General features: G+C 45.4%; 28 protein-coding genes. 11 read left to right on the top strand and 17 right to left on the bottom strand.

The features are described from left to right. Positions 1-79: 79 nt before the first annotated feature. From KIH43_RS08065 to KIH43_RS08050, 4 genes are all read right to left on the bottom strand, one after another. Positions 80-1,228, bottom strand: a complete 1,149-nt coding sequence (locus KIH43_RS08065) for an aminotransferase class V-fold PLP-dependent enzyme (protein ID WP_296967740.1) — start codon at positions 1,226-1,228, stop codon at positions 80-82. 110 nt (positions 1,229-1,338) lie between these two features. Further along, the gene (gene tcuB, locus KIH43_RS08060) at positions 1,339-2,484 is read right to left on the bottom strand and encodes a tricarballylate utilization 4Fe-4S protein TcuB (RefSeq protein WP_297719557.1); all 1,146 of its coding nucleotides are present in this window, start codon (positions 2,482-2,484) and stop codon (positions 1,339-1,341) included. Continuing rightward, a complete protein-coding gene (tcuA, locus tag KIH43_RS08055) occupies positions 2,471-3,877 on the bottom strand; it encodes an FAD-dependent tricarballylate dehydrogenase TcuA (protein WP_297719555.1) in 1,407 nt (468 codons plus the stop codon). Before tcuA ends, tcuB begins: the two co-directional genes overlap by 14 nt. 56 nt (positions 3,878-3,933) lie before the next feature. Then, positions 3,934-4,854 carry a DMT family transporter gene (locus KIH43_RS08050; RefSeq protein WP_297719553.1) on the bottom strand — a complete coding sequence of 307 codons (921 nt, stop codon included), beginning with the start codon at positions 4,852-4,854 and terminating at the stop codon, positions 3,934-3,936. A 140-nt stretch (positions 4,855-4,994) separates the two neighbouring features. On the opposite strand from KIH43_RS08050, the gene KIH43_RS08045 reads away from it, so the two are divergent. The 5 genes from KIH43_RS08045 to KIH43_RS08025 all read left to right on the top strand — a co-directional run bounded on the left by KIH43_RS08045 (position 4,995) and on the right by KIH43_RS08025 (position 7,994). Beyond that, positions 4,995-6,140 carry an alpha-hydroxy acid oxidase gene (locus KIH43_RS08045; protein WP_296967733.1) on the top strand — a complete coding sequence of 382 codons (1,146 nt, stop codon included), beginning with the start codon at positions 4,995-4,997 and terminating at the stop codon, positions 6,138-6,140. 192 nt (positions 6,141-6,332) lie between these two features. Further along, positions 6,333-6,941, top strand: coding sequence for a hypothetical protein (locus KIH43_RS08040; RefSeq protein WP_296967731.1), 609 nt, complete (start codon positions 6,333-6,335; stop codon positions 6,939-6,941). A gap of 35 nt (positions 6,942-6,976) precedes the next feature. Continuing rightward, positions 6,977-7,165, top strand: coding sequence for a hypothetical protein (locus KIH43_RS08035; RefSeq protein ID WP_296967729.1), 189 nt, complete (start codon positions 6,977-6,979; stop codon positions 7,163-7,165). A gap of 100 nt (positions 7,166-7,265) precedes the next feature. Then, positions 7,266-7,808: a cytochrome b gene (locus KIH43_RS08030; RefSeq protein ID WP_296967728.1), complete on the top strand. Its 543-nt coding sequence runs from the start codon at positions 7,266-7,268 to the stop codon at positions 7,806-7,808. A gap of 12 nt (positions 7,809-7,820) precedes the next feature. Continuing rightward, a complete protein-coding gene (locus tag KIH43_RS08025; RefSeq protein WP_296967726.1) occupies positions 7,821-7,994 on the top strand; it encodes a hypothetical protein in 174 nt (57 codons plus the stop codon). Between the two features lie 36 nt (positions 7,995-8,030). Here KIH43_RS08025 and KIH43_RS08020 read toward each other — a convergent pair whose 3' ends face one another. Next, positions 8,031-8,951 carry a hydrogen peroxide-inducible genes activator gene (locus tag KIH43_RS08020; protein WP_297719549.1) on the bottom strand — a complete coding sequence of 307 codons (921 nt, stop codon included), beginning with the start codon at positions 8,949-8,951 and terminating at the stop codon, positions 8,031-8,033. A gap of 164 nt (positions 8,952-9,115) precedes the next feature. Here KIH43_RS08020 and KIH43_RS08015 point away from each other — a divergent pair, with 164 nt between their 5' ends. Next, the gene (locus KIH43_RS08015) at positions 9,116-10,285 is read left to right on the top strand and encodes an FAD-dependent oxidoreductase (protein WP_297719546.1); all 1,170 of its coding nucleotides are present in this window, start codon (positions 9,116-9,118) and stop codon (positions 10,283-10,285) included. 62 nt (positions 10,286-10,347) lie between these two features. Here the strand turns inward: KIH43_RS08015 and KIH43_RS08010 are convergent, their stop codons facing one another. Together KIH43_RS08010 and sodB are read right to left on the bottom strand one after the other, a co-directional pair. Beyond that, the gene (locus KIH43_RS08010) at positions 10,348-10,941 is read right to left on the bottom strand and encodes a urate hydroxylase PuuD (protein WP_296967721.1); all 594 of its coding nucleotides are present in this window, start codon (positions 10,939-10,941) and stop codon (positions 10,348-10,350) included. A gap of 16 nt (positions 10,942-10,957) precedes the next feature. After that, the gene (gene sodB, locus KIH43_RS08005) at positions 10,958-11,536 is read right to left on the bottom strand and encodes a superoxide dismutase [Fe] (RefSeq protein ID WP_296967719.1); all 579 of its coding nucleotides are present in this window, start codon (positions 11,534-11,536) and stop codon (positions 10,958-10,960) included. 174 nt (positions 11,537-11,710) lie between these two features. Here sodB and KIH43_RS08000 point away from each other — a divergent pair, with 174 nt between their 5' ends. Continuing rightward, complete coding sequence (locus KIH43_RS08000) at positions 11,711-12,691, top strand: tripartite tricarboxylate transporter substrate binding protein (RefSeq protein WP_297719544.1); 981 nt, start codon at positions 11,711-11,713, stop codon at positions 12,689-12,691. A 53-nt stretch (positions 12,692-12,744) separates the two neighbouring features. Here KIH43_RS08000 and KIH43_RS07995 read toward each other — a convergent pair whose 3' ends face one another. Both KIH43_RS07995 and KIH43_RS07990 read right to left on the bottom strand, forming a co-directional pair. Then, positions 12,745-13,521 (bottom strand): 3-hydroxybutyrate dehydrogenase, encoded by a 777-nt coding sequence (locus KIH43_RS07995; RefSeq protein WP_297719542.1) that lies wholly within the window; start codon positions 13,519-13,521, stop codon positions 12,745-12,747. 47 nt (positions 13,522-13,568) lie between these two features. Continuing rightward, entirely contained in the window at positions 13,569-14,072 is a 504-nt protein-coding gene (locus tag KIH43_RS07990; protein ID WP_296967714.1) for a YqaA family protein, read from the bottom strand. A gap of 154 nt (positions 14,073-14,226) precedes the next feature. Between KIH43_RS07990 and KIH43_RS07985 the strand changes: the two genes are divergently transcribed. Next, positions 14,227-15,396 carry an acyl-CoA dehydrogenase family protein gene (locus tag KIH43_RS07985; protein WP_297719540.1) on the top strand — a complete coding sequence of 390 codons (1,170 nt, stop codon included), beginning with the start codon at positions 14,227-14,229 and terminating at the stop codon, positions 15,394-15,396. 36 nt (positions 15,397-15,432) lie between these two features. Next, positions 15,433-16,617, top strand: coding sequence for a CaiB/BaiF CoA-transferase family protein (locus KIH43_RS07980; protein ID WP_297719537.1), 1,185 nt, complete (start codon positions 15,433-15,435; stop codon positions 16,615-16,617). Here the strand turns inward: KIH43_RS07980 and cls are convergent. From cls to KIH43_RS07965, 3 genes are read right to left on the bottom strand one after another with little or no spacing between them, the layout of a single operon-like run. Further along, the gene (gene cls / locus KIH43_RS07975) at positions 16,614-18,089 is read right to left on the bottom strand and encodes a cardiolipin synthase (protein WP_296967707.1); all 1,476 of its coding nucleotides are present in this window, start codon (positions 18,087-18,089) and stop codon (positions 16,614-16,616) included. The two genes, KIH43_RS07980 and cls, sit on opposite strands and share 4 nt — an antisense overlap. Continuing rightward, positions 18,086-18,838: an endonuclease/exonuclease/phosphatase family protein gene (locus KIH43_RS07970; RefSeq protein WP_296967705.1), complete on the bottom strand. Its 753-nt coding sequence runs from the start codon at positions 18,836-18,838 to the stop codon at positions 18,086-18,088. Before KIH43_RS07970 ends, cls begins: the two co-directional genes overlap by 4 nt. Further along, positions 18,838-19,107 (bottom strand): (2Fe-2S)-binding protein, encoded by a 270-nt coding sequence (locus KIH43_RS07965; RefSeq protein WP_297719534.1) that lies wholly within the window; start codon positions 19,105-19,107, stop codon positions 18,838-18,840. Before KIH43_RS07965 ends, KIH43_RS07970 begins: the two co-directional genes overlap by 1 nt. Between KIH43_RS07965 and KIH43_RS07960 the strand changes: the two genes are divergently transcribed. Together KIH43_RS07960 and KIH43_RS07955 are read left to right on the top strand one after the other, a co-directional pair. Next, the gene (locus KIH43_RS07960) at positions 19,106-19,801 is read left to right on the top strand and encodes an ABC transporter permease (RefSeq protein WP_296967701.1); all 696 of its coding nucleotides are present in this window, start codon (positions 19,106-19,108) and stop codon (positions 19,799-19,801) included. The genes KIH43_RS07965 and KIH43_RS07960 overlap by 2 nt on opposite strands. After that, positions 19,794-20,501, top strand: coding sequence for an ATP-binding cassette domain-containing protein (locus KIH43_RS07955; protein ID WP_296967699.1), 708 nt, complete (start codon positions 19,794-19,796; stop codon positions 20,499-20,501). Before KIH43_RS07960 ends, KIH43_RS07955 begins: the two co-directional genes overlap by 8 nt. Before the next feature lie 8 nt (positions 20,502-20,509). Here the strand turns inward: KIH43_RS07955 and KIH43_RS07950 are convergent, their stop codons facing one another. From KIH43_RS07950 to KIH43_RS07930, 5 genes are read right to left on the bottom strand one after another with little or no spacing between them, the layout of a single operon-like run. After that, entirely contained in the window at positions 20,510-20,809 is a 300-nt protein-coding gene (locus tag KIH43_RS07950; protein WP_297719531.1) for a hypothetical protein, read from the bottom strand. An 8-nt stretch (positions 20,810-20,817) separates the two neighbouring features. Then, entirely contained in the window at positions 20,818-21,870 is a 1,053-nt protein-coding gene (locus KIH43_RS07945; protein ID WP_296967695.1) for a formate dehydrogenase subunit gamma, read from the bottom strand. A 46-nt stretch (positions 21,871-21,916) separates the two neighbouring features. Next, positions 21,917-22,153 carry a hypothetical protein gene (locus KIH43_RS07940; protein WP_297719529.1) on the bottom strand — a complete coding sequence of 79 codons (237 nt, stop codon included), beginning with the start codon at positions 22,151-22,153 and terminating at the stop codon, positions 21,917-21,919. Then, entirely contained in the window at positions 22,153-22,809 is a 657-nt protein-coding gene (fdh3B, locus tag KIH43_RS07935) for a formate dehydrogenase FDH3 subunit beta (RefSeq protein WP_296967691.1), read from the bottom strand. Before fdh3B ends, KIH43_RS07940 begins: the two co-directional genes overlap by 1 nt. A 25-nt stretch (positions 22,810-22,834) precedes the next feature. Next, positions 22,835-25,813 carry a formate dehydrogenase subunit alpha gene (locus KIH43_RS07930; RefSeq protein ID WP_297719527.1) on the bottom strand — a complete coding sequence of 993 codons (2,979 nt, stop codon included), beginning with the start codon at positions 25,811-25,813 and terminating at the stop codon, positions 22,835-22,837. Between the last annotated feature and the right edge of the window lie 58 nt (positions 25,814-25,871).

Raw genomic sequence — 25,871 nt, 5'->3', positions numbered from 1 at the left:
AGATGTGTATAAGAGACAGAATATGGATCGCAAATAAAAAAGGTCGTCCGTTGACGGCCTTTTACTCTTTCGTTGGCAGTTATGCAGGCTGAGCTTCGCTCTCAGTGATTTTTTCGAGAGCCCCAGCTAGATGACCCACGGTACGATCTACATGACCTAACTTCTCAAGACCAAAGAGTCCAATTCGGAAGGTGCGGAAATCTGGTCGTTCATCACACTGCAAAGGAACACCTGCAGCAGTTTGCAAGCCAAGTGCAATAAACTTTTTACCGGATTGGATATCAGGGTCTTTGGTATAGCTCACCACTACCCCTGGCGCTTGATAGCCTTTTGCGGATACAGACTGATATCCCTTGGACTCCAATAATTGTCGTACTTTAGTGCCAAGCTCAACCTGTTTTGCTTTGAGATTAGCAAAGCCCAAGGATTGAGTCTCCTTCATTACATTACGCAAAATCTTTAATGCGTCCGTTGGCATGGTTGTGTGATACACATGCCCGCCCTTTTCATAGGCCTCCATGATCTGGAGCCATTTTTTTAGATCCATTGAAAAACTGCTGCTCTGAGTGGATTCAATTCGCTCGCGCGCTCTATCACCTAATGCAATTAAGGCACAGCAAGGTGAACTACTCCAACCTTTTTGAGGCGCAGTAATCAACACATCGACATTGCAGGCTTTCATATCTACCCACATCGCTCCTGAAGCAATGCAATCTAGAACAAACAATCCGTTTACTGAACGTACCGCCTCACCAACAGCCTTGAGATATTCATCAGGCAAGATAATGCCAGCGGAAGTTTCAACATGCGGAGCAAAAACAACTGCAGGCTTTTCTTTTTTTATATAAGCAACCACTTCTTCGATCGGCGCTGGCGCAAACACACCTTGTGCCGAATCTTCTAATTGACGACCCTTCAATACGGTGATGTCACTAGTGATGTGTGCCAAGTCAAAAATCTGAGTCCAGCGATAGCTAAACCAACCGTTGCGTAATACCAAACACTTTTCATTGTTTGCAAATTGACGCGCTACGGCTTCCATGCCAAAAGTGCCGCTACCGGGAACGATCACAGCGGAACTGGCGTTATAAGCATCCTTAAGAACACTAGAGATATCTACCATCACACGCTTAAATTCTTCTGACATGTGATTTAAGGAGCGGTCGGTATAAACGACTGAGAACTCTAATAGTCCATCTGGATCGACATTGGGGAGCAAGCCTGGCATAGTGATTTCCTGGTAATTCTGTGAATAGCCCTAAATGATACCGATTTAAGGGTTTTTTGCTATGTCCGCGCTCAAGCATCCCTCTTTAAAAGGTCTGTGAGAAAGATTTATCAGTCAGAACCGAGTTGTAAGGTGTTTTTTTGCCGTTTTTCAATGGCATTTTTCAATAATGCTGCAGCGCGGAAAGGTCCATGGGCAAACTTTCCATAAGGCATTGTCAAAAATAAACCCATCACAAAGCCAAGATGAATGACGAGCCAAATCGACATATAGACGGTGTCTCGATAGGCCAACAAACCGAGTCCTGAAATGCTAATCAGCAGTAGCAACAGTATGAATGCCCTATCCATCGGTCGTTGAGTGATATCCCCATGTGCCTGATCTCTGCGCATATTTAGGTAAAGCAATCCCATTGGACCAATCACCAAGCCTATACCACCTAAAGTACCCAATACCACTGGCAAACTATTAAGCGCATAAGGCGCGTGCAACCCTAAGAAGTAGTGATAGATCGTAGCAACACTTGTTGCGGCAAAACACAACAAGAATCCATAGAAAGTAAAGTGGTGAAAGCGTCTGCGCCACAACGAGAAAGCATCGTCCTCATTATTACAACCTTCGCCATGACCACCGCCTAAGTATTTTAGAGAGAGCACATCATGCATTGCTTCAGCAGCAGCTGCACCTGATGGGTCACCTGGAGTAATCTGACGCCAAAAACGCATCACACCAATCAGGATTGCCAGGATCGAAAAGGTAAATACGCTACCAAAAATCAACACCAAGGTATTGTGCGGAAAAACCGCATAAAAATTACCGTCAAGAACACCACCAAAGAAACTACCATTTAGCGTCAGTGCAAGCAGCAAAAATCCCATGATGGCAATAGAAGTGCCCAACGCTACCGCGATTCCATTGGACTGATAAAGCTGCCCCATGGTGTATGGCCAAGCAAAATCAATATAGGTTTCTTTGCGTACGCGCGCCATTGCTTGCGGGACATTCACAGCAAAGTCATGCGGAGGCGCATATTGACACGCATGCAGACATGCGCCGCAATTATGACAAAGATTAGCTAAGTAATGAACATCCGCTGTACCAAACTCGATCCGACGAGTCATTGCCGGAAATACGGCGCAAAACCCTTCACAGTAACGACAGGCATTGCAAATCTGCATAATGCGTGCCACTTCTTTTTCAGGACTGGGATTAGCTAAATCACTTGCCTCTTCGATGAGCGCATCAAGCTTTTGCATCTATCGACTCCTTTTTTGCGGCGGCCTTTGCGGCACTAACCCCAGCGATACGTCCAAAGACCGTGCCAATCGCCATGCCTATGCCTGCTGTATAGCCTTTACCCAAAACGTTGCCAGCCATCATCTCACCTGCAACAAACAAATTCTTACTAGGTTTACCCTCAAAATAAACGGCCGCATCTTGATCAGTCTTTAGCCCCAAGTAGGTAAAGGTCACTCCGGGCTTTACTGCATAAGCATAAAATGGGCCTACATCAATCCTACGAGCCCAGTGCGTTTTGGGCGGGTTGAGATTTTCGGTATGGCAATCATCTAGGGCTGTGTGATCAAAAGTGCCTTCAACACAAGCCGCGTTAAAGTCTTGAATTGTCTTTAGCAATGTTGCTCGATCAACTCTCAACTTATCAGCCAATTCTTCCAAAGTGTCTGCTTTTTCGCCAGCAAAAACTGGTGGCATAAAACGACCCAAAGCTTTGGAATCAATAATCGAATAGGCTACTTGGCCTGGCTGTTGCGCTACCAATCTACCCCAAATGGCATATCGCTTGGGCCAAAAATCTTCGCCTTCATCATAAAAACGTTCGCCATTTTTATTGACCACAATGCCTAACGAGACGCAATCAATTCTGGTACAAATGCCACCATCATATAAAGGAGCACGGGCATCAATTGCCACCATATGCGCTTGAGTAGGGTCGCCCACTGAATCCGCGCCGGCACTAATCATGTTTTTCAGCAAGACGCCCATATTGAAACGGGTGCCCCGTATAAGAAAATTATCGGCAGGATATTCGCCTAAAGCATTTTTTCCCCAAGCCTCTTTTAGCCACTCTAAGTTCGATTCAAATCCACCAGCAGCAAGCACGCAAGATTTAGCTTGAATGCGCTCTTTACCAATATGGGCCGCTACGAACTGACCATCTTTGACCTCTATAGAGTCCACTGGTGATTCATACCGAATTTGCACGCCTAATTTTTCTGCGCTACGGTAATACGCATTCACCAGTGCTTTGCCACCACCCATGAAGAAGGCGTTTGTGCGGGAGAGATGTAATGTGCCCGATAGTGGAGCCTGAAAGTGCACGCCATGTTTCATCATCCAATCACGGCAACTAGAAGAAGAGCGAATGACTAAGCGAGCAAGCTTTTCATTGGTAAGTCCACCTGTAACCTTGAGCAAATCATCCCAATACTCCTCTTCCGAATAAGTGCCCAAGAGAACATCTTGAGGGCCATCATGCATTGCACGCAAATTACGTGTGTGCGAAGAATTACCGCCACGCCACACTTTTGGGGCCGCTTCCAATAACAACACGCTCGCGCCAGCCTCTCTGGCCATCAGAGCAGCGCACAAAGCTGCATTTCCACCGCCAATTACGAGAACATCAACCATAGCTAAAAGTGTGTTTGAAAAGATTACTTTACTGTTTTTAGGCGAACCTAGTGAGATTAGGAAGAAGCGCTTTGGGTCGGCCCCTGCTTAGAAGACACCCAAATACCAATCACAATGAGAGCAAATGCAAGTCCGTGAAAGAGCCGCGGCGGCTCCCCTAACATTGCAGCAGAAAGAATCGCTGTAAATAAGGGGATGAAATTAGCAAAAAAAGCTGCTACGGTAGGCCCTGCTCCATTTACACCCAACCCCCAGCAACGATAAGCAATTAAGGATGGTCCAATGGCAACAAATACGATTAAAGAACCCGTCCACCAATTGAGCTCCAGATGCGCATGACCTGAGGCAATCTCAAAGAGATCAAAAAATCCCGTCCAAAGAAGGCCTATCAATACTTGTGCCATTAAAAACTCCGCCCATGGCCATTGGCGCTCTGTACTGGATCCAGGACGACTGAGCATCCAACTATAAAAAGCCCACAATATAGTGGCCAACATAATCAATAAATCACCGATAACCATTTGCATCGATAGCAATGTAGCTAACTCACCCCTCGTTAATACAATTGCCACTCCGAGCAATGAAACAAGAGCTCCAATTAATTGCAATAGATTAGGCTTTGTTTGATAAAACACTGCACCAATGAATAACATCCAAATAGGCATGCTTGCACCAATCAAGGTGACATTAATCGCCGTTGAAGTTTGCAGGGCTAAATATAAAAGTACGTTATAGCTTCCAACGCCAAATAATCCCAATAGTAAAAACCGCTTCTTGTTCTGCCAGAGAGCGCTTTGGGGTTTAAATACACGCCATCCTAATGGCAATAAAAGTAACCCCGCTAGACCCCAGCGGGCTGCACTTAAGGTAATGGGAGAAATGCTGCCGACTAATAAACGGCCAGCAATCGCATTTCCGGCCCATAAAGCAGTGGCAATCAATAGGTAAGTTGCTGTAGCAAAGGTAAGCTTGGGCATGCAATCGTCACAAGAAGGCGTCAAATAGATGCGCCATTTATCGGTAATCCTTAGTATTTTAGAAACAAATCCTGGGTATTGCTAAGATATGGCTTAAATAAATTCGTGCTCTACCAACAAAGCAGCCATGAAGGATCACTGTGCCAATTATTACCAATATTGAAGATCTGCGGGTTTTACATAAAAAACGCACCCCTAAAATGTTCTATGACTACGCTGATTCCGGGTCTTGGACAGAGTCCACCTATCGCGCCAATGAGTCCGATTTTCAGAAGATCAAACTGCGTCAACGCGTAGCCGTTGACATGACCAATCGCACCACCAAGACCAAAATGATCGGGCAAGAGGTTGCCATGCCAGTAGCTCTTGCACCCACCGGATTAACTGGGATGCAACACGCCGATGGTGAAATATTGGCAGCAAAAGCAGCAGAAAAATTTGGTGTGCCCTTCTGCCTGTCGACGATGAGCATTTGCTCGATTGAAGATGTTGCAGAGCGCACTACTAAACCATTTTGGTTTCAGTTATACGTCATGAAAGATCGAGGCTTTATTGAGCGACTCATTGAACGCGCCAAAGCCGCAAAGTGTTCTGCCCTAGTTCTGACATTGGATTTGCAGATATTAGGTCAACGTCACAAAGATCTAAAAAATGGTTTATCTGCACCGCCAAAGTTGACAATTGCCAACATGATCAATATGGCCACCAAGCCACGCTGGTGTCTGGGCATGGCAATGACACCACGCAGAACATTTCGCAATATTGTGGGTCATGCAACCGGGGTTGGCAATATGTCCTCCCTTTCATCTTGGACCGCCGAGCAGTTTGATCCTGGCCTGAATTGGGGCGATGTGGAGTGGATCAAAAAACTGTGGGGTGGCAAGCTCATTATTAAAGGCATCTTGGACGAGGGCGATGCCCGCTTAGCAGCTAACTCTGGCGCAGATGCACTGATCGTCTCGAATCATGGCGGACGCCAACTCGATGGAGCAATCTCTAGTATTAAAGCCTTACCTGGTATTGTGGATGCAGTTGGCAAAGATATAGAAGTATGGATGGACGGTGGGATTCGTTCTGGTCAAGACGTCCTCAAAGCCTGGGCATTAGGTGCACGCGGCACAATGATTGGCCGGCCTTTTCTGTATGGCTTAGGCGCCATGGGGGAGGCGGGCGTCACAAAATGCCTTGAACTCATTCATAACGAATTAGATATCACTATGGCCTTTACTGGGCATCGCGACATTCAAAATGTTGGCAAAGATATCTTATATCCAGGAACTTTTTAAATTTCTTATTTACTCAACCATCCCGTTTTAGTTTTTGGAATTTCATTCCTCAGCTTTTCTATTGCTGTTTGGTTTGGCAATGCTGTTCTTAGTCGTTATCGAACAAAAGATACGGAGACCTCTGAGGATCTTGGCATTATTCAGACTGCAACTCTCACATTATTAGCGCTCATTATCGGCTTTACCTTCTCTATGGCAATTGATCGCCATGACAATCGCGAAACCCTTGAGGAAGGTGAAGCGAATGCTATCGGCACACAATACTTAAGAGCAGATCTACTACCAGCAAATGCATCAGAACAAACAAAAGTGCTTTTGCGGCAGTATTTAGATCAACGCATCCTGTTTTATTCAAAACAAAGCAAGGAAAAAGTTCAAGAAATCCGCCAAAGAACTGATGAACTCCAAGATGCGCTTTGGCAATCGATCCTACCGACAGCCCGCTCACAACCTGGCCCTATTTCAGCGCTAGTTGTATCTGGCATGAATGATGTTTTAAATTCTCAAGGGTACGTTCAGGCTGCTTGGTGGAATCGCATCCCCTACCCAGCATGGGCACTGATGGCAGCCATTGCACTGTGTGCCAATGTATTAGTTGGATTTGGTGCGCGCAACTTTCAAAAGAATGTTGCCCTCTTTATGATCTTCCCTTTTATTACTTCCATCTCTTTCTTTTTGATAGCGGATATTGATAGCCCTAGAGGTGGAGTCATTCGCATAGAGGCTCGCAACCTCATTACCCTAAAAGAGAATTTAAGCGCCAAAAACAGCGCATCAAATTCTTCCCTCAAGCTTCGCTAAGTTCACTTTAGAACTCATCCCCATAGGCAACCCATTTGAAACGTCTTGTAGATGTATATAAAAACCGAGGTCGCGATTTGGTGTGGACTTATGTCATCATTCTCCGCAACGATGCAGACTTTCATCCTGCTCAAGTCGATTTTGAGATAGAAGCCTTAAGGCTATCCCAGGTCGACAAGCGGGGCTCTCTCAATGAATTAAGCGCCAAAGTCAGGCTTAATTAGCCCATTTACCCCTTAATGAGAGGGGTTTTGCTGTCGAGATTGCTATTGCAAATGAGATTCATTATCATTTATGAGAAATCTCATTTACTAGCTATTCCTTATGTCATCAAAGCACTATCACCCTGCGTCCATATTCCTGCACTGGCTCGTATTCTTTTTAGTGATTGCAGCATTTATCACCATAGAACTTAAGGGGCAGTTCCCTAAAGGGAGCGAAGCTAGGGAGCTCTGTAAGTCTATCCATGGAGTCTTTGGGCAACTCATTTTTATAGCAATGGCAATTCGACTGGTAATCCGCTTTAAGTATGGCGTACCCACCCCAACCAATCCCATGCCCATATTCGCCAATTTGGCAAAAATGATGCACTGGATACTTTATGCTCTATTGTTAATTTCCCCCATCTTTGGATTTCTATATTTTCAATATGGTGGAAAAGAAATTCATTTCTTTGGTTTAGTGTGGCCTCAGTTTGTGACTCCAAATCCTGAAACCAAGAAACTCATGGAAGGAATTCATGAGTTTTTAGGAAACTCGCTATATTTTCTTATTGGTCTTCATGCCGTAGCTGGCTTATGGCAACATTACGTTATTAAGGACGACACATTGCGTCGCATGTTAAACAAAGTCAAGGCGCATGCTTAAGGAGTAATGCCAATGAAACCGCTTTCTAAAAAAGCAAAGATGGCCGTAGGATGGACGGTATTAATGACTGTCGTTGGAACCGCCCTGCTACATCAATGGGAATTCTTTGCTATGGGGTGCGCATCTTTGGCTTTATTGCTCGTGGCGAATCATTATGATCTCCTCAAAGATCCTGAAGATAAATAATCAGCGCCTAGGGCTTTTTTTAAAAGCAGCAACAACTCACTTCGCTTTTTGTAGGCTCACACTAAACTGATCGCGAATACATCGAGATAGCGCCATAAATTCTGCAGTATGCGCAGTAGAGGATCTAGCCGCCAAAGCAATGACTCTTTTTGGCGCTGGCGCTGCCATCGCTTTTGCAATCAAATCGCTGTTATTTAAGAGACTGCTTTTTACGGCCATCTCCGGCAATAACGCAATCCCAAATCCCGATTCCACCATTTGCAACAGCGTTAGCAGACTCGTCGCTTCCATGCCATCATCTTTGCGTATATCGGGCTTTTTGCAAGCCTGTAGACTATGCTCGCGCAGGCAATGCCCTTCCTCTAGCAACAAAAGTCTCTCAGCCATTTTGGCCGGCAACGTTACCTCCTTGCCTTTCAATGCGGGATCACCCTCTTTTGCAACCAACCAAAAAGGATCGTCAAACAACTCTTCCACTAGTAGTCCACTGACGTCATAAGGCAAAGCTATGAGAGCAAAATCCAACTTATGTTCTGCAAGTCTGGTCAATAGATTCGCAGTGAGATCTTCACGCAAAGTAATCTTCAGATCGGGAAAGCGTTTTCTTATTTCTGGCAATACCGATGGTAATAAAAACGGTGCAATCGTTGGAATTACGCCCAAACGTATCGTAGCTGTCATAGGCTTACCGGATGCGCTGGCATATTCCACCAAATCCTCAGAGGCTGCCAATATTGTTCTAGCGCGTTCGAGCACCTCTAAACCCGCTGGCGTAATGGAGACATTTTGACGATCACGTTCCACCAACTGAATACCCAGACCATCTTCCAACTCTTTTAGACCTGCACTCAGAGTGGATTGCCCCACAAAACAAGTCTCTGCTGCGCGTGTGAAATTGAGCTCCTTGGCAAGAGCCACTAGATAACTTAACTGTCTTAATGACGGTAAATAGGCCATAACGCTCTTTTATCGAAGATTTAGATAAATATTACCATCATTATTCAGAATAGCGATATTAGTGAAGAATGTAAGCAATTTGCAAATGACTTTTAATACAAAGGCTCAGGTTCAGATGAAATTAAATTTAAACTCGATGTTCATTTATCAACAAGAGGCTCATCTTGAATCAAAACACCATCCACCCTCTAGCGCCAATTGTGATTATTGGTAGCGGCTTAGCCGGTTATACCGTTATACGCGAAATTCGCAAACTTAATAAAGAGATACCCATCACACTTGTTACCAAGGAGCCTGGATATTTTTATTCTAAGCCCATGCTTTCCACTGCGATTGCAGGCAATAAGGATGCAAACCAATTAATTACCACGCCAGCTGACGCTATGGCATCGCAATTGAATATTCAAATTTTTTCTGAAACAGATGTGACTGCAATTAGTAGTGATCAGCAAGTCATCTTCACCAACAAAGGGGATATTCCATACAGCAAGCTTGTTCTAGCCTTAGGCGCTGATCAGATTCGCATTCCTTTACAAGGTAACGCTGCCAGCGAAGTATTAACAGTGAATGATCTTGCAGATTATGCAAAGTTTCGCAAGCAGATTGCCAATAAAAAGAAGGTTGCCATTCTGGGAGCCGGCTTAATAGGATGCGAATTTGCTAACGATCTTATATCAGGCGGCTTTGAAGTGGATGTGATTGATATGGCTCCCCATGCCCTAGGACGCCTGATACCAGAAAATGTAGCGAGTGCATTACAAAGCAAACTCAGCTCAGCTGGAGTGCGCTGGCATTTCAACACTACCGTGCAATCGATTGATCGCGCTAACGAGCAGCATAGAATGAGCTTAACCAACGGCAATACCATCAACGCTGATGTAGTCCTATCGGCAGTGGGACTTAAACCGAGAATTGCGCTTGCACAATCAGCCGGCATTAAGACTCATATCGGGATTCAAGTAAACCGTCGATTAGAAACCAACTTACCAAATATCTATGCCATCGGAGATTGCGCTGAAGTAGAAGGTCTAGTATTGCCTTATGTCATGCCTATCATGCAAGCAGCAAGAGCATTGGCTGCGACACTAACCGGTCAAGATACCGCACTCACCTACCCTGCAATGCCAGTCATGGTGAAAACTCCGGCGTTTGCCACTATTGTTTCGCCGCCTGCAAAGGATGCGGTTGGTCAGTGGAAAACCCATTCCGCCGAGGACGGCCTTGAGGCGCGCTTTGAGTCAGAGGACGGTAAGTTACTAGGCTTTGTTTTAATGGGGACTGCAACCAATCAGCGTGCTGCACTCACAAAAGAATTGCCGCCTTTACTAGCTTAAGCTTAGTTGCGCATAAACAAAAGGCCTGCATAGCAGGCCTTTTTATTGCCATCTTTAAATGATTAAGAAATGATGACAAACCAAGTGGTGTTGTGTGATTGAGCAACCATCAAAAATAACATTGGTACTGACAGTATCGTATTAATGCGAGATGTCATCATGGCAATACGAGCAGATTTTGCCTTTGCATCAGCGTCGACAGTAACAATACCTAAAGCGCGCTTTTGATTAGGCCAAATAATGAACCACACATTAATTGCCATCACCAACGCAATCCACATGCCCAATCCAATTGCACGGAATGGTGATTGCAAAGTAAACGCTTGATGCAAATAACCATTCAAACCAGCAACGATTAGACCCGTAATCACAGTAAACAGCGCTGCATAACGAAACCAAAATAATGCTGTTGGCGCAATGACTTTGCCAATCGCTGGTTTTTGTTCATCTGGAATTTTTGGCATGGAAGGTATCTGCACAAAATTAAAGTACCAAAGCAGGCCAATCCACATCACCCCAAACATGACATGCAACCAACGAAAAACAAAGGGCAACTCAGGAGAGCTAAAGTTTCCGCCTAAAGCAAAAATAATCAGTATGAGGAGGACAAATCCTGCCAATACTGTCCGCCCCAAAGAAGTCAAAATCGATGACATGATTATTCCTGCTGCATTAAGCAAAATTTTTGGCAACAAAATCCCAGTTCACGAGATTCCAAAAATTCTCTACGTACTTAGGTCTGGCATTGCGTGTATCTATGTAATAGGCATGCTCCCAAACATCGCAAGTTAACAAAGGCTTGGCATCTGTTGTCAATGGTGTTGCAGCATTGCTAGTTGAGACCAGATCTAATGAGCCATCAGGTTTTTTCACCAACCAAGCCCAACCAGAACCAAAGGTGCCAACTGCACACTTAGTGAATTCTTCCTTAAACTTATCAAAAGAACCCCACTTAGCATTGATTGCCTTAGCCAGATCGCCAGTTGGCTCCCCTCCACCATTAGGTTTCATTCCCATCCAATAAAAGGTGTGGTTCCAAACCTGAGCCGCGTTATTAAAAACACCACCTGATGATTTTTTAACAATCTCTTCAAGAGAGGCATTTTCAAAATCTGTGCCCTTAATTAAATTGTTTAAATTGGTGATGTAGGTTTGATGGTGTTTGCCATAGTGATATTCAAGAGTCTCCTTAGATATATAAGGTGCTAAAGCATCAAGCGCGTAAGGCAATGTCGGTAAAGTATGTTCCATTTCGTTCCTTTGCTTTTTTAATAAATTTCAGGCTAAAGTGCCTATAAGGGCTTACTATAGTCCATTCTGATTTTTTTGTTTGAAGACCCCTTTTTTTGAATTTTTACCTAAAATAGCAGCTAAAACTATAACGACTATCAAGCCCTCAACTCATTCTTCAATCGAGACACTGTTATGAATCTGCCATTACTAAATAAACTGCTCATTGCCACAGTCCTAGGAATCACTGGATTTTCAGCGAGCATTAAAGCTCAAGAGTTCCCCCCCAAAAAAACCATCACGATTGTGGTTGGGTTTGCACCAGGTGGGTCTGCTGACAATGCGGCCAGGGTCATTGCCAAGAAATTGAGTGAAGATCTTGGGCAAAACGTGATCGTAGATAACAAGCCTGGTGCAGGCGGTAATATTGCCCACGCTTACACCGCAACAGCACCGGCTGATGGTTCGGTCATTCTATTTGGCTCGATAGGCCCCCTCTCAATAGCTCCGCATTTCATGAAGCTACCTTACGATCCTCAGAAAGATTTGGCGCCACTAACAATGGGCGTTACTTTTCCCAATGTTTTAGTAGTGACTCCTGAGCTTGGGGTGAAGAACTTAAAAGAATATATTGCTTTAGCAAAGAAAAATCCTGGTACCGTCACCTTTGCATCAACCGGCAGCGGCTCGGCCTCGCACCTGCAAGGTGAACTCTTAAATTCCCGCGCTGATATTGATACAGTGCACGTTCCCTATAAAGGCGGCAGCCCGGCAATGGTGGATTTACTTGGTGGCAGAGTATCTTCCTATTACTCGGCTTTAGCTACAGCAGATCCCTATATCAAAAACGGCAAACTCATTCCGATTGCGACAACTGGCTTAAAACGCGCACCCACGCTCCCTAACGTGCCAACCATCGCAGAATCAGGTTACCCCGGCTTTGATGCTAGCAATTGGTATGCCTTTGTAGCGCCAGGGAAAACTCCGGATAGTATTTTAGAGAAATGGAATAAAGCACTGGTTGCAGTACTCAATGACAAAGCAACTAACAAACAACTTGCAGATCATGGTCTTACACCTAACCCCGGCAGCCGGGAAGATCTACAAAAATATATCGCAAGTCAGTCTGCGATGTGGGGAAAAATTATTACTGATAGAAAAATTACCGCTGAGTAACTTAAAATTACGCAGCGGTTTTTTAAGTCGAAAGTGATGCTAGCAAAGACTGCTTACTGAGCAGTCCAGCCACCATCCATATTCCAGGCAACGCCACGTACTTCAGAGGCATCAGGGCCACATAAAAACACTGCTAAAGCAGCCAATTGCTCAGGGGTTACAAATTGACCAGAGGGTTGCTTCTCAGAAACTAAGGCTATCTTAGCCGCTTCATTTGAAATCCCCTCGCGCTCTGCACGAGCATCCACTTGCTTTTGCACCAGTGGCGTCAATACCCAGCCTGGGCAAATTGCATTGCAAGTAATTCCAGTGCGCGCATTTTCAAGAGCGGTGACTTTGGTCAAACCAACGATGCCGTGCTTTGCTGCAACATAAGCCGCTTTTTGTGTTGACGCTACCAAGCCATGCACAGAAGCAATATTAATAATGCGACCCCAGTTACGCTTCTTCATACCTGGCAATGCATGATGCGTCGTATGAAAGGCAGAACTTAAGTTAATCGCAATAATGGCATCCCATTTATCAGTCGGAAAATCTTCAATATTCGCTGTGTGCTGAATACCGGCGTTATTCACCAAAATATCTAACGTACCAAAACGCTTTTCTGTTTGCTTAATCAAGTCCTCAATTTCAGCTGGCTTACTCATGTCTGCGCCGTGATAATCCACCTCTACACCGCATGCTTTAATCTTCGCAATTGCCTCGTCTTTTTCACCAAAGCCATTGACCATAATATTGGCACCCTGCTTTGCAAGAGCTATTGCCATGCCCAAGCCAATACCGCTAGTAGATCCCGTAACGAGTGCTGTTTTACCTTTTAATGTCGACATAATTATTTCTCAGGTGTTTTAGAAAAAATAGAACTCAAAGCATAACATTAGATGATATGCAGCCAATGGCCTAACTGGTGCCAAAAGCTATCTGGAACTAAGGTCAGTAGCCACGTTAATGTCACATAACGCAGCAATTTGCCAATAAACATATAAATAATGCAAGACTGCCAAGGGAGTCTTAGCCATCCAGCTGCCAAGCATAAGGGGTCACCCAATCCAGGAAACCAAGAAAGCAACAGAATTTTTGGGCCCCAGTTTTCAAGCCAGGCTTTCATCTTGGGATCCTTTGACTCACCAACTGCTCTCATGCCACTACGGGCAATATATCCAAGCCACCAATCAAACATGCCACCAAGCGTATTGCCTACAGTTGCCACCATAATAGCCACCCAAAATAAATGAGGATTTAAGGTGATGTAGCCAAAAAGAATAGGCTCTGAACCAACAGGTAATAAAGTGGCAGAAACAAATGCGCTTACAAAGACAGCCGGTAGCCCTACCGAAGGCAAGCCAAACCATCCAAAAAAATGCGCAAGCGCGTGTTCCATGAAACGCAGTCCTTTATCAATGCTTTTCTAGGATTAGATCAATCCCATTTGGTCTATTTTGCCTTGTTTTACAGCCCCTCCATGATTTTTGAAACTTGCTTAAACTATTGGTTTGCGATCCACATCGCCCTAAATCAAGAAAACTGAGACATAAATGAACCACCCGATTCCCAAACCCGATCAATACCAAGATATGCGCGAAGCGTTGCGCAGCCTCTGTAGCAGCTTCGACTCTGCATATTGGCAAAAGATTGATCATGATCGCGACTACCCAGAGGCTTTTGTAAGGGCTATGACTGAGGCAGGTTGGCTATCCGCACTCATTCCAGAAGAATATGGTGGCTCAGGTTTAGGGTTGGCTGAGGCCTCGGTCATTATGGAAGAAATTAATTTTTCGGGCGGCAATTCAGGTTCATGTCATGGACAGATGTACAACATGGGCACCCTACTTCGCCATGGCAGTGAAATACAAAAGAAAATGTATCTACCAAAGATTGCCACAGGGGAATTACGCTTACAAAGCATGGCTGTTACAGAACCTACGACTGGCACTGACACCACGAAACTCAAAACGACTGCCGTCAAAAAAGGGGATAAGTATGTGGTGAATGGTCAAAAAGTGTGGATCTCTCGCATTCAACATTCTGATTTAATGATTTTATTAGCTCGTACCACTCCAATATCCGAAGTGCAACGCAAGTCCGAAGGTATGTCGATTTTTATTGTCAATCTCAAGGATGCCATTGGCAAAGGCATGGAGGTCCGACCGATTGCCAATATGGTCAATCACGAGACGAACGAAGTTTTTTTCGATAACCTAGAAATCCCCGCAGAAAACCTCATCGGCACTGAAGGCCAAGGATTTAAATACATTCTTGATGGTCTGAATGCTGAGCGAACCCTAATTGCCGCCGAATGTATAGGCGATGCCTATTGGTTTATAGATCGCGCACGTCGCTATGCCAATGATCGCGTAGTGTTCGACCGTCCCATCGGCAAAAATCAAGGCATTCAATTTCCTATTGCAGATAGTTATATCGAAACTGAGGCAGCCAATTTAATGCGCTTTAAGGCATGCGAACTATTTGATAATCACCAGCCCTGTGGCCCCGAAGCAAATATGGCAAAGTTTCTCGCAGCCAAAGCTTCATGGGAGGCGGCGAACGCTTGCCTACAAACCCATGGTGGGTTCGGTTTTGCCAATGAATATGATGTAGAGCGTAAATTTAGAGAGACACGGCTGTATCAAGTCGCACCAATTTCAACAAACTTAATCTACTCATATGTTGCAGAACATATCTTAGGTTTACCCAGATCCTTCTAAACACTTCTTCGTAGATTATCCAATCTCTAAACTAATATGAGCACCCGTCCACTTGATGGCATTACCGTTGTCTCTCTAGAGCACGCTATTGCTGCACCTTTTTGCACCCGCCAATTAGCCGATCTAGGGGCTCGTGTGATCAAGGTAGAACGCCCAGGAAGCGGGGACTTTGCGCGAGCATACGACAAACAAGTGAAGGGGCAATCGTCTCACTTTGTATGGGTTAATCGCTCAAAAGAGAGCTTAACCCTCGATTTAAAACAGCCAGCCGCATTAGCTGCATTAAAAACGCTACTGAAAACAGCCGATGTTTTAGTACAAAATCTGGCTCCTGGGGCGGCGGCGCGTATGGGACTTACGGCAGAGCTTTTGCAAAAAGACAATCCTCGACTCATCCTCTGCGATATTTCTGGTTACGGCAATGATGGACCTTATCGCGATAAAAAAGCTTATGACCTTTTAATTCAGAGCGAGGCAGGCTTTTTATCAGTAACAGGCACGCCAGAAACCCCTAGTAAAGCAGGCAATTCGATTGCGGATATTGCAGCAGGCATGTACGCCTATACCAACGTATTGGCGGCTTTATTGCAAAGAGAAAAAACGGGCAAAGGTTCGGTCATTGATGTATCAATGTTAGAGTCTTTGAGCGAGTGGATGAGCTTTCCTTTGTATTACGCCTATGATGGTGCTGATGCGCCTCCGAGAAATGGCGCATCGCATGCCACAATCTATCCTTATGGCCCCTTTAAAGCAGGGGATGGCAAAACCGTCATGCTGGGTCTTCAAAATGAACGTGAGTGGGCACAATTTTGTGAAACAGTTCTTGAAAAACCTGAGCTAGCTATTGACGAACGCTTCGATAAGAACTTTAAGCGCAATGAAAGGCGAGCAGAATTGCTACAGATTATCGATGCCTGTTTTAGCAAACTCTCTTCCACCGAATTGATCGCAAGGCTAGAAAAAGCGCAAATTGCCAACGCACATCTCAATGACATGGCAGGCTTATGGCAACATGATCAATTGAAGGCACGCAACCGCTGGACAGAAATAGACACACCAAACGGGCAGATTCCTGCCCTACTACCTCCAGGTCTCAACAACAGCTACCAATACCGCATGGATCCCATACCTGCAGTTGGTCAGCACACCGAAAGCATCCTCGGAGAACTTGGCATCGATAGCGCAACTATTGAATCAATGCGCTCAAGTAGTGCTATCTAGAGCAACGGGGAAGCCAGGTGAGCCGCATTCTCTAAATAATGATGCCAGCGAGGACGCTTAGCCCATTTTTTAGGGTCTACCAAATCTGACTGAGCCAAGTAAGAATCAATCAGATGTTCTAACTTATTACAAAATACTTCGTTATACACAATCAGACTAATTTCAAAGTTCAAACGTAGGCTACGCTGATCAAAGTTGACTGATCCAAAGATCGCAACCCGCTTATCAATCAGCAAGCTCTTGGTGTGCAATAAGCCTCCATGAAATTCAGCAATCTTGACGCCTGCACTCATAAGGTCAGCATAAAAACTTCTGCTGCTCCATGCCACTAGAGTGGAATCATTTAACTTAGGCACAATTAAAGTGACCTGAACGCCTCGGCCTGCTGCCGCCATCAGCGCCTGAATCAGCCCGTCATCCGGCCCAAAATAAGGTGTTGTAATCGTTAATTCTTCGCGCGCATCCATGATGGCTGATAGCAGCACCTGGTACAAAATATCATCACGATAAACAGGTCCAGAAGAAAACTCTTGGGCTAGCGCAGCCCCCTCATGTGGCGAAGCAGGCGGTTCGCGATCATTAAAGTGCTTGATATTGGGATTATCTACACTCCAATCAAATGCAAATGTAAGCTCGAACTGAGCAGCAACTGGGCCTTCAATCCGCACCATGGCATCGACCCACTCTCCAACACCAGAGTCTTGTTTAAAAGTACGAGGATCGACCATATTCATACTGCCGGTCCAAACAATCGCACCATCAATCACAAAGATTTTGCGGTGAAGCCGCAGGTCTGCGCGTCGAAATTGAAAGCGCCCCACCTGAATTGGCAATGCCTCGGTAACCTGTATGCCTGCCTTACGGAAGCGCTTGGGCCAAGAGGATTTAAACCAATCCTTACTACCCAGCGAGTCCAGCAAGACACGGCAAGCAACCCCCCGTTTTGCAGCAGCAATTAATGCCTCTCCAACCCGATCAGCATCACCCCCAAGAGCCCAAATATAAAACTCTAAATGCAAACTTTTTTTAGCTTGATTGATCTCATCAATAAAGTTTTGCAAAATCTTTAATGACTCAGTATGCAATTCAATTTTATTGCCCGCCACCACTGGAGAGCCATTACGAGACTCCGCCAATAGGCTCAGCGCCCTTCCCTCGGCCGGTAGCTTTTCACGATCAGCCATATATTCCTGACGCATCGCTTCTGTAATAGCTTCGTATTCCCGATTCATGCGCACAATTTTGCGAGTAAGTTTTCGACCAACTGGGCGTTCACCTATCAAGATATACAAACTAATACCAATAATAGGCAGGATAATCACAATCAAGAACCATGCAAAAGCAACACCAACAGGCCTGCGTACAGAGATCAATCGAATACCAAACAAAATCACAATCAGTGCATGAAGAATGGGTACCCATACAAGTGATACTCCAAAAACGGATTCAAATAGAAACGCAACGATATTCATTCAAGCTCCAATTGGGCTGCAATACCCAGATGATCTGATAGTTTTAACCATTCATACAACACTTCTGCTGAATGGATCTTTAAACCCCGTACATAAATTCGGTCCATTGGTAGAATGGGTTTCACACTAGGAAAAGTGCGTGCGGGAGCCCCTGTCAGAGTCTCAAACACTTCGGTAAAACCTGCTTCTCGCATAGGCGCACTGACTCGATTGCGCCAATCATTAAAGTCTCCTGCCACGATCGTAGGCGCATCGTGAGTAAGCTCTTCAATATAGCGAATGATCTCCGCTAACTGACGCTCTCTCCCTCTTTCAAATAGCGCAAGATGGACGCAAAAGCAATGAATAGGAGGGCTTGAAGCATTCAACTGAATCACACTATGCAATAAGCCTCGTTTTTCAAAACGATAAGCAGAAATATCGTAATTGTTGCCTTTGTGTAATGGGTGTTTAGACAATATCGCATTGCCATGATGCCCATCAGGATACTCAACATTCTTGCCGTAATGCCAATCATGCCAAAAGTCTTCAGATAAAAAATGGGTAAGTTCGGTCAAAGGCCACTGACCAAATCGTCGCACTCTGCCACGATGCTCTTGTTGTAGTTCTTGCAAAAATAAAAGATCTGGATGGTGGCTGCGCATTCTTTGCCGCAATTGATAAATCGTCGCATGACGATGCAAAGGCGAGAGGCCTTTGTGCACATTCATGCTCATGACGGTAAAACGGCTGCTATTGTGTTGCGTCATCAAAACTGTCCCGCCGCCCTTTGGCGCCTTACTCTGGCCAAATAAATCTCACCCTCAACCAAGTCTTGGCATTGCATACACTTATTACAAATAGAGGCTTGCTCCCGAAGCTCCTCAATCGAGTCAATCGGGTTGGCATCTAAATAATCTCGTAAATCCTCGTCAAAGACGTTATTACAGAGGCAAACGACTTCGGCCATTAGCGGATAGATCTGGAAATTAGTCTCATAAAACGCATTTTGCCACCGCCTTGTTAGAATCGAGCCCATGTTTACCGCTTTTTCTGAAGCCATTGCACTACTTGCCCACTTTGATGGTGGAGTCTTAGGTATTGTCTTGGTCTCCCTTCAGGTCAGCCTTACTGCCCTCCTCATAGGAACGCTTCTGGGTCTTCCTATAGGCGCCCTTTTGGCTACAGAAGAATTTGTGGGTAAAAAGTGGGTCATCGTCACTCTGAATACGCTGATGGGGGTGCCTACAGTCATCGTTGGCGTAATTGTTTACCTACTCCTATCCCGCTCAGGCCCCCTAGGAGCTTGGGGTTGGCTATTTACGCCCAAGGGCATGATAGTGGCCCAAACATTGCTGACAACCCCATTGATTGCAGCACTGAGCCGTCAAATTTTGGAAGACTCCTGGAAGATCCAACGAGAGTCATTCTTAAGCTTACGTCTTCCAGCACTCTCTCGCTACAAGTGGCTAATTTGGGATTGCCGTTTTTCACTAACGATCGCCATCCTTGCCGGACTTGCCAGGGCAATATCTGAGGTTGGTGCCGTCATGATTGTGGGGGGCAATATTCAAAATTCTACGAGAACGATGACCACCGCTATTGCACTAGAAACAAGTAAGGGCGACTTACCTTTAGCACTTGCCCTGGGCATCGTTTTACTGGGCATTGTATTAATTGCTAACTTAATGACTTTTGTTGTTCGTCAGATTGCGGAGAGGCGTTATGGCTAATCACTCTGAGCATCTCGAAAAATATATTGAACTCAAAGACATTATTGTGCGCAGTAATGGACGCACCATTCTGAATATTCCTCATGCGATCATTCCAGCGCATCAAATTACTGCTTGCATAGGCCCGAATGGCGCCGGCAAAACGACCTTTCTCAAGCTCCTGGACGGCTTAATCCAACCCGATGCAGGAACAGTTCAGTACTCATTTGCAAATAAGACAGCATTAGTTCTACATCACACACCCATGATTAAAGCATCCACTAGAACCAACATCAGTCTTGTGAGGGATGTTGATTCAACCATTGCTGACCATGATGTAGAAGAAGTGATGGAGCGCGTTGGCTTATCAACCCTAGCTAATAGTCCAGCACATAAATTATCTGCTGGCGAGAGACAAAAACTATGTCTTGGTAGAGCCATTCTTCAAAAACCCAATCTGGTGTTATTGGATGAGCCCACCGCTAACTTAGACCCACAAGCCACTGAGCAAGTTGAAGACATCATTCGCGAATTCAATCATCAAGGATCTGATGTGATTTTTTCATCACATCAACTTGCTCAAGTTCAAAGGCTAGCGCAATTCATTATTTTTATTGACCAAGGCGAGATAAAAGAAAAAGGAGCCGTAGGCCCCTTCTTTTCCAATCCACAGACTAGCGCAGCGAAGCGCTATCTGCAGCGAGAATTTATTTCTGAATAACTTTTCAGTTATTTAGCTGCTGGTGCAGCTGCAGGGGCAGCTGCTGGTGCCGGTGCTGCAGCCACAGGAGGCACAAACGGAGGTGGCGCAACACATGCTGCTGGGGCTGGAGTGCCGGCCACTTTAAAACGGTCAGCAACTCTGTTTTGAGCTTGGCACAACTGATACGCACCCACTCTATCACCATAAGCTGCTTTTGCTTTCGTTAAAGCAGCGGCTTCAGCTTGTTCGGGTGTCAATGGTGGCAATGCAGCCATGGCTGAGGTGCCTGCAAATGCAAACAATGTCAAAGCAATAATTTTTTTCATGGCTATCCTTATTTATTGACTTTGTTGTACCAAAGCTCATGATGCTCTTTTGCCCAGGTAGCATCAACATAACCCGTCTTCATGCCATCGATCGAACCTTGAGAGCCGATGGTACCAATGTAAATATGACCCATCGCCATTGCAGTCATTAAGATCGCAGCGCTACTGTGAATGATGTTAGCAATCTGCATAGTTCCACGGGTGTACTCAATGGACATAAATGGCACGATCATATCCAGTACAAACCCAGATCCGGAAATGACTAAACCCAAGAAAGTCATACCAAACCAGAACCAGAACTTTTCACCGAAATTGAAGAAACCTGCTGGAATGTGCTTGCCTGAGAAAATTCCACCAAAGCCCATAATCCACTCCATATCCCCTTTACCAAAAACATTCTTATGAGCAAAGAGTAAGAAGAAGATCACGATACACAAAGTAAATAATGGGCCGGTGAAGTTATGAATATTCTTGCAAATATTTAAGAATGATCCATAAGCCACCCCACCCATGACAGGCATCACAAAGTATTTGCCGTACAGAATGAGCAAACCAGTAATAGCCAGCGCCAAGAAACTAAACGCCATAGTCCAGTGAATCAAACGATCAAAAGCACTAAAGCGTTTGATTTTTACTCCAGATAAAGGCTCATGCAACTTCATTGGACCTTTAAGAGTGTAGGTAGCAATAATCGCCAAGAATGCGATTGCCAATAACCAACCACCATATACAGTGATAACGCCATTACGAATCACACGCCATTGCTGACCAGATCGTTGAATAAGAACGCTAGCCTCTTTATCTGGAATGCTAACGTAGTTATACGGGTCGCTATTCGCGGTAGTGAATATTGATGGATTAGCCGGCTGCGATTGCGCTTGAGTACCGTTAGCTAATGCATTTGGGTTAGCTGGTACCGATGCAGGCGGAATATCCACTCCACTTGGCGATGGCAAAGGCGCCATTGGTCCGCGCTCAGCATAACTGGCTCCAGCCAGCGTCAGTGATAAGCCTGCGGCCAACACCAGAGTGCGGAGAGCTCTAGAAAATGATCGTTTCATACTCATGTCCTTAAATGTTTTGCTTTATTTATTGTTATTGAGATGATCACTTAATACGACTGTATTCATTTTGACCCTGAGTACGCTTGTCTGTAGACTCAGTCCAACTCGCCTGATTACCAGGCGTCCAGTTCTTCGTCATAAAGCCGTTATTAGCACCCATGTAAGGAGCGACATCAGGCCGTTTAGCAGCTTTGGCAGCAATTTCTGGAGGCTCAGAACACGCAGCTAGCAGAGCTCCTGCTGCAATACAAAGACCGAGAGTTTTGAAATTGACTTTCATTATTTAGCTCCTGGAATTTTTGCAGCAGGGGTTGGTGTTGGTGCCGGAGTGTCAGGACCACCATAAGCAGTTGTCCAACCAAAGGCCTTAGAACCAGGATATTTACCATTCTTCTCACGATTAGCAACACGCTGGTTAAAGATGCCAGAAATAATGTCGCTGTCACCACCGATCAATGCTTTGGTGGAACACATTTCAGCACAGAGTGGTAACTTACCTTCTGCCAAACGGTTGCGTCCATATTTTTCGAATTCAGCAACGCTGCCGTTCTCTTCTGGACCGCCACTACAGAATGTGCACTTATCCATTTTGCTGCGCGATCCAAATGCGCCTTTGCTCTGGAACTGAGGTGCGCCAAATGGGCATGCAAATGAGCAATAGCCGCAGCCAATGCAGATATCTTTGTCATGTAACACCACACCCTCGTCGGTGCGGTAGAAACAATCCACCGGACATACCGCCATACATGGCGCATCTGTACAGTGCATACATGCCACAGATACCGATTTTTCCTGACCGATAATGCCGTCGTTGACCGTGACAACACGACGACGATTAACACCCCAAGGAACTTCGTTATCGTTCTTACATGCAGTGACACAACCGTTGCACTCGATGCATCGTTCTGTGTCGCAAATAAATTTCATTCTTGCCATTGTGTTCTCCTGACTTTATTTTTACTTAGGCAAATTTCTCGATTTGGCACATAGTGGTTTTGGTTTCCTGCATCATGGTTACTTGGTCGTAACCATAAGTCGTTGCAGTGTTCACCGCCTCACCTAAGACCACCGGCGCTGCACCTTCTGGATAGTACTTGCGCAAATCACTGCCCTGCCACCAGCCAGCAAAGTGGAATGGCACCCAAGCTGTACCTTGATCAACACGCTCAGTCACTAATGCACGCACCTTAATCTTGGCACCGGTTGGAGATTTAACCCAGACATAATCCCAGTTCTTAATACCGCGATCGGCCGCAGCTTTAGGATTGATCTCCACAAAGTTTTCTTGTTGAAGTTCTGCCAACCATGGGTTAGAACGTGTCTCGTCGCCACCACCCTCATATTCAACCAAACGACCAGAGGTCAGAATGATTGGGAATTTCTCATAAAGCTTCTCATTCAAGTTTTGATCTTGAACGGTCTTATAGAGCGTTGGCAGGCGCCAGAAGTTCTTCTTATCCGCAGAAGTTGGGTACTTGCGCATCATAGGTGCGTTAGTACTGTAGAGCGCTTCGCGGTGAATAGGTACTGGGTCTGGGAAGTTCCAAACTACCGCACGGGCTTTTGCATTACCAAATGGATGGCAACCATTCTTCATGACTACACGTTGAATGCCGCCCGATAGGTCGGTCTTCCAGTTTTTACCTTCTGCAAGCTTCTTCTCTTCTTCGGTCAACTGATCCCACCAACCGAGTTTCTTGACAAATACATGGTCAAACTCAGGATAACCAGTCTGAATTGCCGAACCCTTTGAGTAAGAACCATCAGCAGCCAACAAACTTACGCCGTCACGTTCAACACCGAAGTTAGCACGGAAGTTACCACCGCCTTCCATCACGCTCTTACTAGTGTCGTAGAGGTTTGGTGAGCCGGGATGCTTAATAGCAGCAGTACCGTAACATGGCCAAGGCAATCCATAGTAGTCACCTGTGGTGTCATATCCAGTGACCGGATCTACACCACCGCGAGATTTAAGTGTCTTAGGATCAAAAGCTGCCACCATTCTCATGTGAGCCTTAAGACGCTCTGGAGTTTGGCCGGTGTAACCAATTGTCCAAACTGCACGATTGATCTCACGCAAGATATCTTCAATCTGCGGCTCTTTCCACTGCTTACCAGCAAACTTGGAATTGAGCATCTTGTAGTTTTTAGATAGCTCTTCGCCAAAACCAAGGCGATCTGCAAATGCTTGCATGATCACATGATCTGGTACAGATTCAAATAATGGATCAATGACTTTCTCACGCCATTGCAATGAGCGATTGGAAGCAGTAGCAGAACCGCAAGTTTCGAACTGGGTTGCTGCTGGCAACAAATAAACATTGCGATTCTTGTTTACTGTCTGCCCTTCTGCTGGAGGCATTGCAGCCATGGCAGCGGTCGCACTTGGATATGGATCTACAACCACCAACAGATCTAACTTATCCATTGCACGCTTCATATCCAGACCGCGGGTCTGTGAGTTTGGTGCATGACCCCAGAAGAACAGACCTTTAACAGCAGTCTGCTGGTCAATCATGTCATTTTTTTCTAATACCGCATCAACCCAACGGGATACAGTCGTACCAGACTTTTCCATCATATCTGGGGCATAACGACCTTTGATCCAATCGTAATCAACACCCCACACGGTTGCGTAGTGTTTCCATGAGCCCGCTGCAAGGCCATAGTAACCCGGCAAGGAATCTGGATTAGGACCAACGTCGGTAGCACCTTGAACGTTATCGTGGCCACGGAAAATGTTTGTACCACCACCAGACTTACCAACGTTACCTAGCGCCAATTGCAAAATACAAGATGCGCGAACCATAGAGTTACCAATGGTGTGCTGGGTTTGACCCATACACCAAACAATCGTGCTTGGACGATTCTTAGCCATGGTTTCAGCGGCTTTATACATTTGCGCCTCAGGCACTCCACAAGCCTCTTCAACAGCGGCTGGAGTCCACTTCTCCATGACTTCTTTGCGGATCTCATCCATGCCATAGACGCGGTCGTTAATGTACTTTTTATCTTCCCAACCATTTTTGAAGATGTGATACAGCAGACCGAACAAGAACGGAATATCTGTACCAGAGCGAATTCGAATGTACTGATCAGATTTAGCTGCAGTACGGGTGTAACGTGGATCCACCACAATCACTTTGCAACCATTTTCTTTGGCATGCAAAAGACTCAACATAGATACTGGGTGAGCTTCAGCAGCATTAGAACCAATATACAGAGCTGCCTTCGCATTCATCATGTCGTTGTAGCTATTGGTCATCGCACCATAGCCCCAGGTGTTCGCAACACCTGCAACAGTGGTTGAGTGACAAATACGCGCTTGATGGTCTGTATTGTTCGTTCCAAAGAAAGAGACCCACTTACGTAGTAAGTAGGCCTGTTCGTTGTTGTGCTTCGATGATCCAATAAAGAACATTGCATCAGGTGAATATTTCTCACGGATAGATTTCATCTGCGCAGTGATTTCGGTGAGCGCTTGATCCCAAGAAATACGCTGATATTTACCATCCACTAATTTCATTGGGTAACGCAAACGATAGTCACCATGACCATGCTCACGTAATGCAGCACCCTTCGCGCAGTGTGCGCCTAAATTAATTGGAGAATCAAATACTGGATCTTGACGAACCCATACGCCATTTTCTACTGTCGCATCTACGGCGCAACCGACTGAGCAGTGCGTACAAATGGATCGCTTGACTTCAATCTTTCCCTTGCCATCTAACATTGCCTTGCTTGGCTCAGCCACAGCCTTTTGCACCAAACTGAGCTGACTTGCAGCAATACCTGCACCAACGCCAACGCCAGAACGCTTAAGGAAAGTGCGTCGATCCATTGTTGGAACTGCTGCTTTTAGTCCACGCGAGAGGCTACCAATAAGTCGAGATGTAGTACGGCTGCTTTGTGGGGTATTGGATTTACGAGTCAGACTCATATGTTGTCCCTGAGAAAAGTTTTTATTGATTAACGATGAAAACGAGTGATCAGAAAAT

The sequence above is a fragment of the Polynucleobacter sp. genome (genome assembly GCF_018500155.2).
GTDB lineage: Bacteria > Pseudomonadota > Gammaproteobacteria > Burkholderiales > Burkholderiaceae > Polynucleobacter.
Note: the sequence above shows the minus strand (reverse complement) of the source record. Positions and strands in the feature narration are given on the sequence as shown.

Bases quoted from the DNA above. Each gene is read 5' to 3' on its own strand.
- KIH43_RS07970 (WP_296967705.1), bottom strand. From the start codon at position 18,838: ATGACGCAACACAATAGCAGCCGTTTTACCGTCATGAGCATGAATGTG.
- KIH43_RS08040 (WP_296967731.1), top strand. From the start codon at position 6,333: ATGGCAATTGATCGCCATGACAATCGCGAAACCCTTGAGGAAGGTGAA.
- KIH43_RS08050 (WP_297719553.1), bottom strand. From the start codon at position 4,854: ATGCCCAAGCTTACCTTTGCTACAGCAACTTACCTATTGATTGCCACT.
- KIH43_RS08000 (WP_297719544.1), top strand. From the start codon at position 11,711: ATGAATCTGCCATTACTAAATAAACTGCTCATTGCCACAGTCCTAGGA.
- KIH43_RS07930 (WP_297719527.1), bottom strand. From the start codon at position 25,813: ATGAGTCTGACTCGTAAATCCAATACCCCACAAAGCAGCCGTACTACA.
- KIH43_RS07980 (WP_297719537.1), top strand. From the start codon at position 15,433: ATGAGCACCCGTCCACTTGATGGCATTACCGTTGTCTCTCTAGAGCAC.
- KIH43_RS07945 (WP_296967695.1), bottom strand. From the start codon at position 21,870: ATGAAACGATCATTTTCTAGAGCTCTCCGCACTCTGGTGTTGGCCGCA.
- tcuA (WP_297719555.1), bottom strand. From the start codon at position 3,877: ATGGTTGATGTTCTCGTAATTGGCGGTGGAAATGCAGCTTTGTGCGCT.
- sodB (WP_296967719.1), bottom strand. From the start codon at position 11,536: ATGGAACATACTTTACCGACATTGCCTTACGCGCTTGATGCTTTAGCA.
- KIH43_RS08025 (WP_296967726.1), top strand. From the start codon at position 7,821: ATGAAACCGCTTTCTAAAAAAGCAAAGATGGCCGTAGGATGGACGGTA.
- KIH43_RS08030 (WP_296967728.1), top strand. From the start codon at position 7,266: ATGTCATCAAAGCACTATCACCCTGCGTCCATATTCCTGCACTGGCTC.
- fdh3B (WP_296967691.1), bottom strand. From the start codon at position 22,809: ATGGCAAGAATGAAATTTATTTGCGACACAGAACGATGCATCGAGTGC.
- cls (WP_296967707.1), bottom strand. From the start codon at position 18,089: ATGAATATCGTTGCGTTTCTATTTGAATCCGTTTTTGGAGTATCACTT.
- KIH43_RS08020 (WP_297719549.1), bottom strand. From the start codon at position 8,951: ATGGCCTATTTACCGTCATTAAGACAGTTAAGTTATCTAGTGGCTCTT.
- KIH43_RS08010 (WP_296967721.1), bottom strand. From the start codon at position 10,941: ATGTCATCGATTTTGACTTCTTTGGGGCGGACAGTATTGGCAGGATTT.
- KIH43_RS07950 (WP_297719531.1), bottom strand. From the start codon at position 20,809: ATGAAAAAAATTATTGCTTTGACATTGTTTGCATTTGCAGGCACCTCA.
- KIH43_RS07965 (WP_297719534.1), bottom strand. From the start codon at position 19,107: ATGGGCTCGATTCTAACAAGGCGGTGGCAAAATGCGTTTTATGAGACT.
- KIH43_RS08065 (WP_296967740.1), bottom strand. From the start codon at position 1,228: ATGCCAGGCTTGCTCCCCAATGTCGATCCAGATGGACTATTAGAGTTC.
- KIH43_RS07955 (WP_296967699.1), top strand. From the start codon at position 19,794: ATGGCTAATCACTCTGAGCATCTCGAAAAATATATTGAACTCAAAGAC.
- KIH43_RS07940 (WP_297719529.1), bottom strand. From the start codon at position 22,153: ATGAAAGTCAATTTCAAAACTCTCGGTCTTTGTATTGCAGCAGGAGCT.
- KIH43_RS07995 (WP_297719542.1), bottom strand. From the start codon at position 13,521: ATGTCGACATTAAAAGGTAAAACAGCACTCGTTACGGGATCTACTAGC.
- KIH43_RS07985 (WP_297719540.1), top strand. From the start codon at position 14,227: ATGAACCACCCGATTCCCAAACCCGATCAATACCAAGATATGCGCGAA.
- KIH43_RS07960 (WP_296967701.1), top strand. From the start codon at position 19,106: ATGTTTACCGCTTTTTCTGAAGCCATTGCACTACTTGCCCACTTTGAT.
- tcuB (WP_297719557.1), bottom strand. From the start codon at position 2,484: ATGCAAAAGCTTGATGCGCTCATCGAAGAGGCAAGTGATTTAGCTAAT.
- KIH43_RS07990 (WP_296967714.1), bottom strand. From the start codon at position 14,072: ATGGAACACGCGCTTGCGCATTTTTTTGGATGGTTTGGCTTGCCTTCG.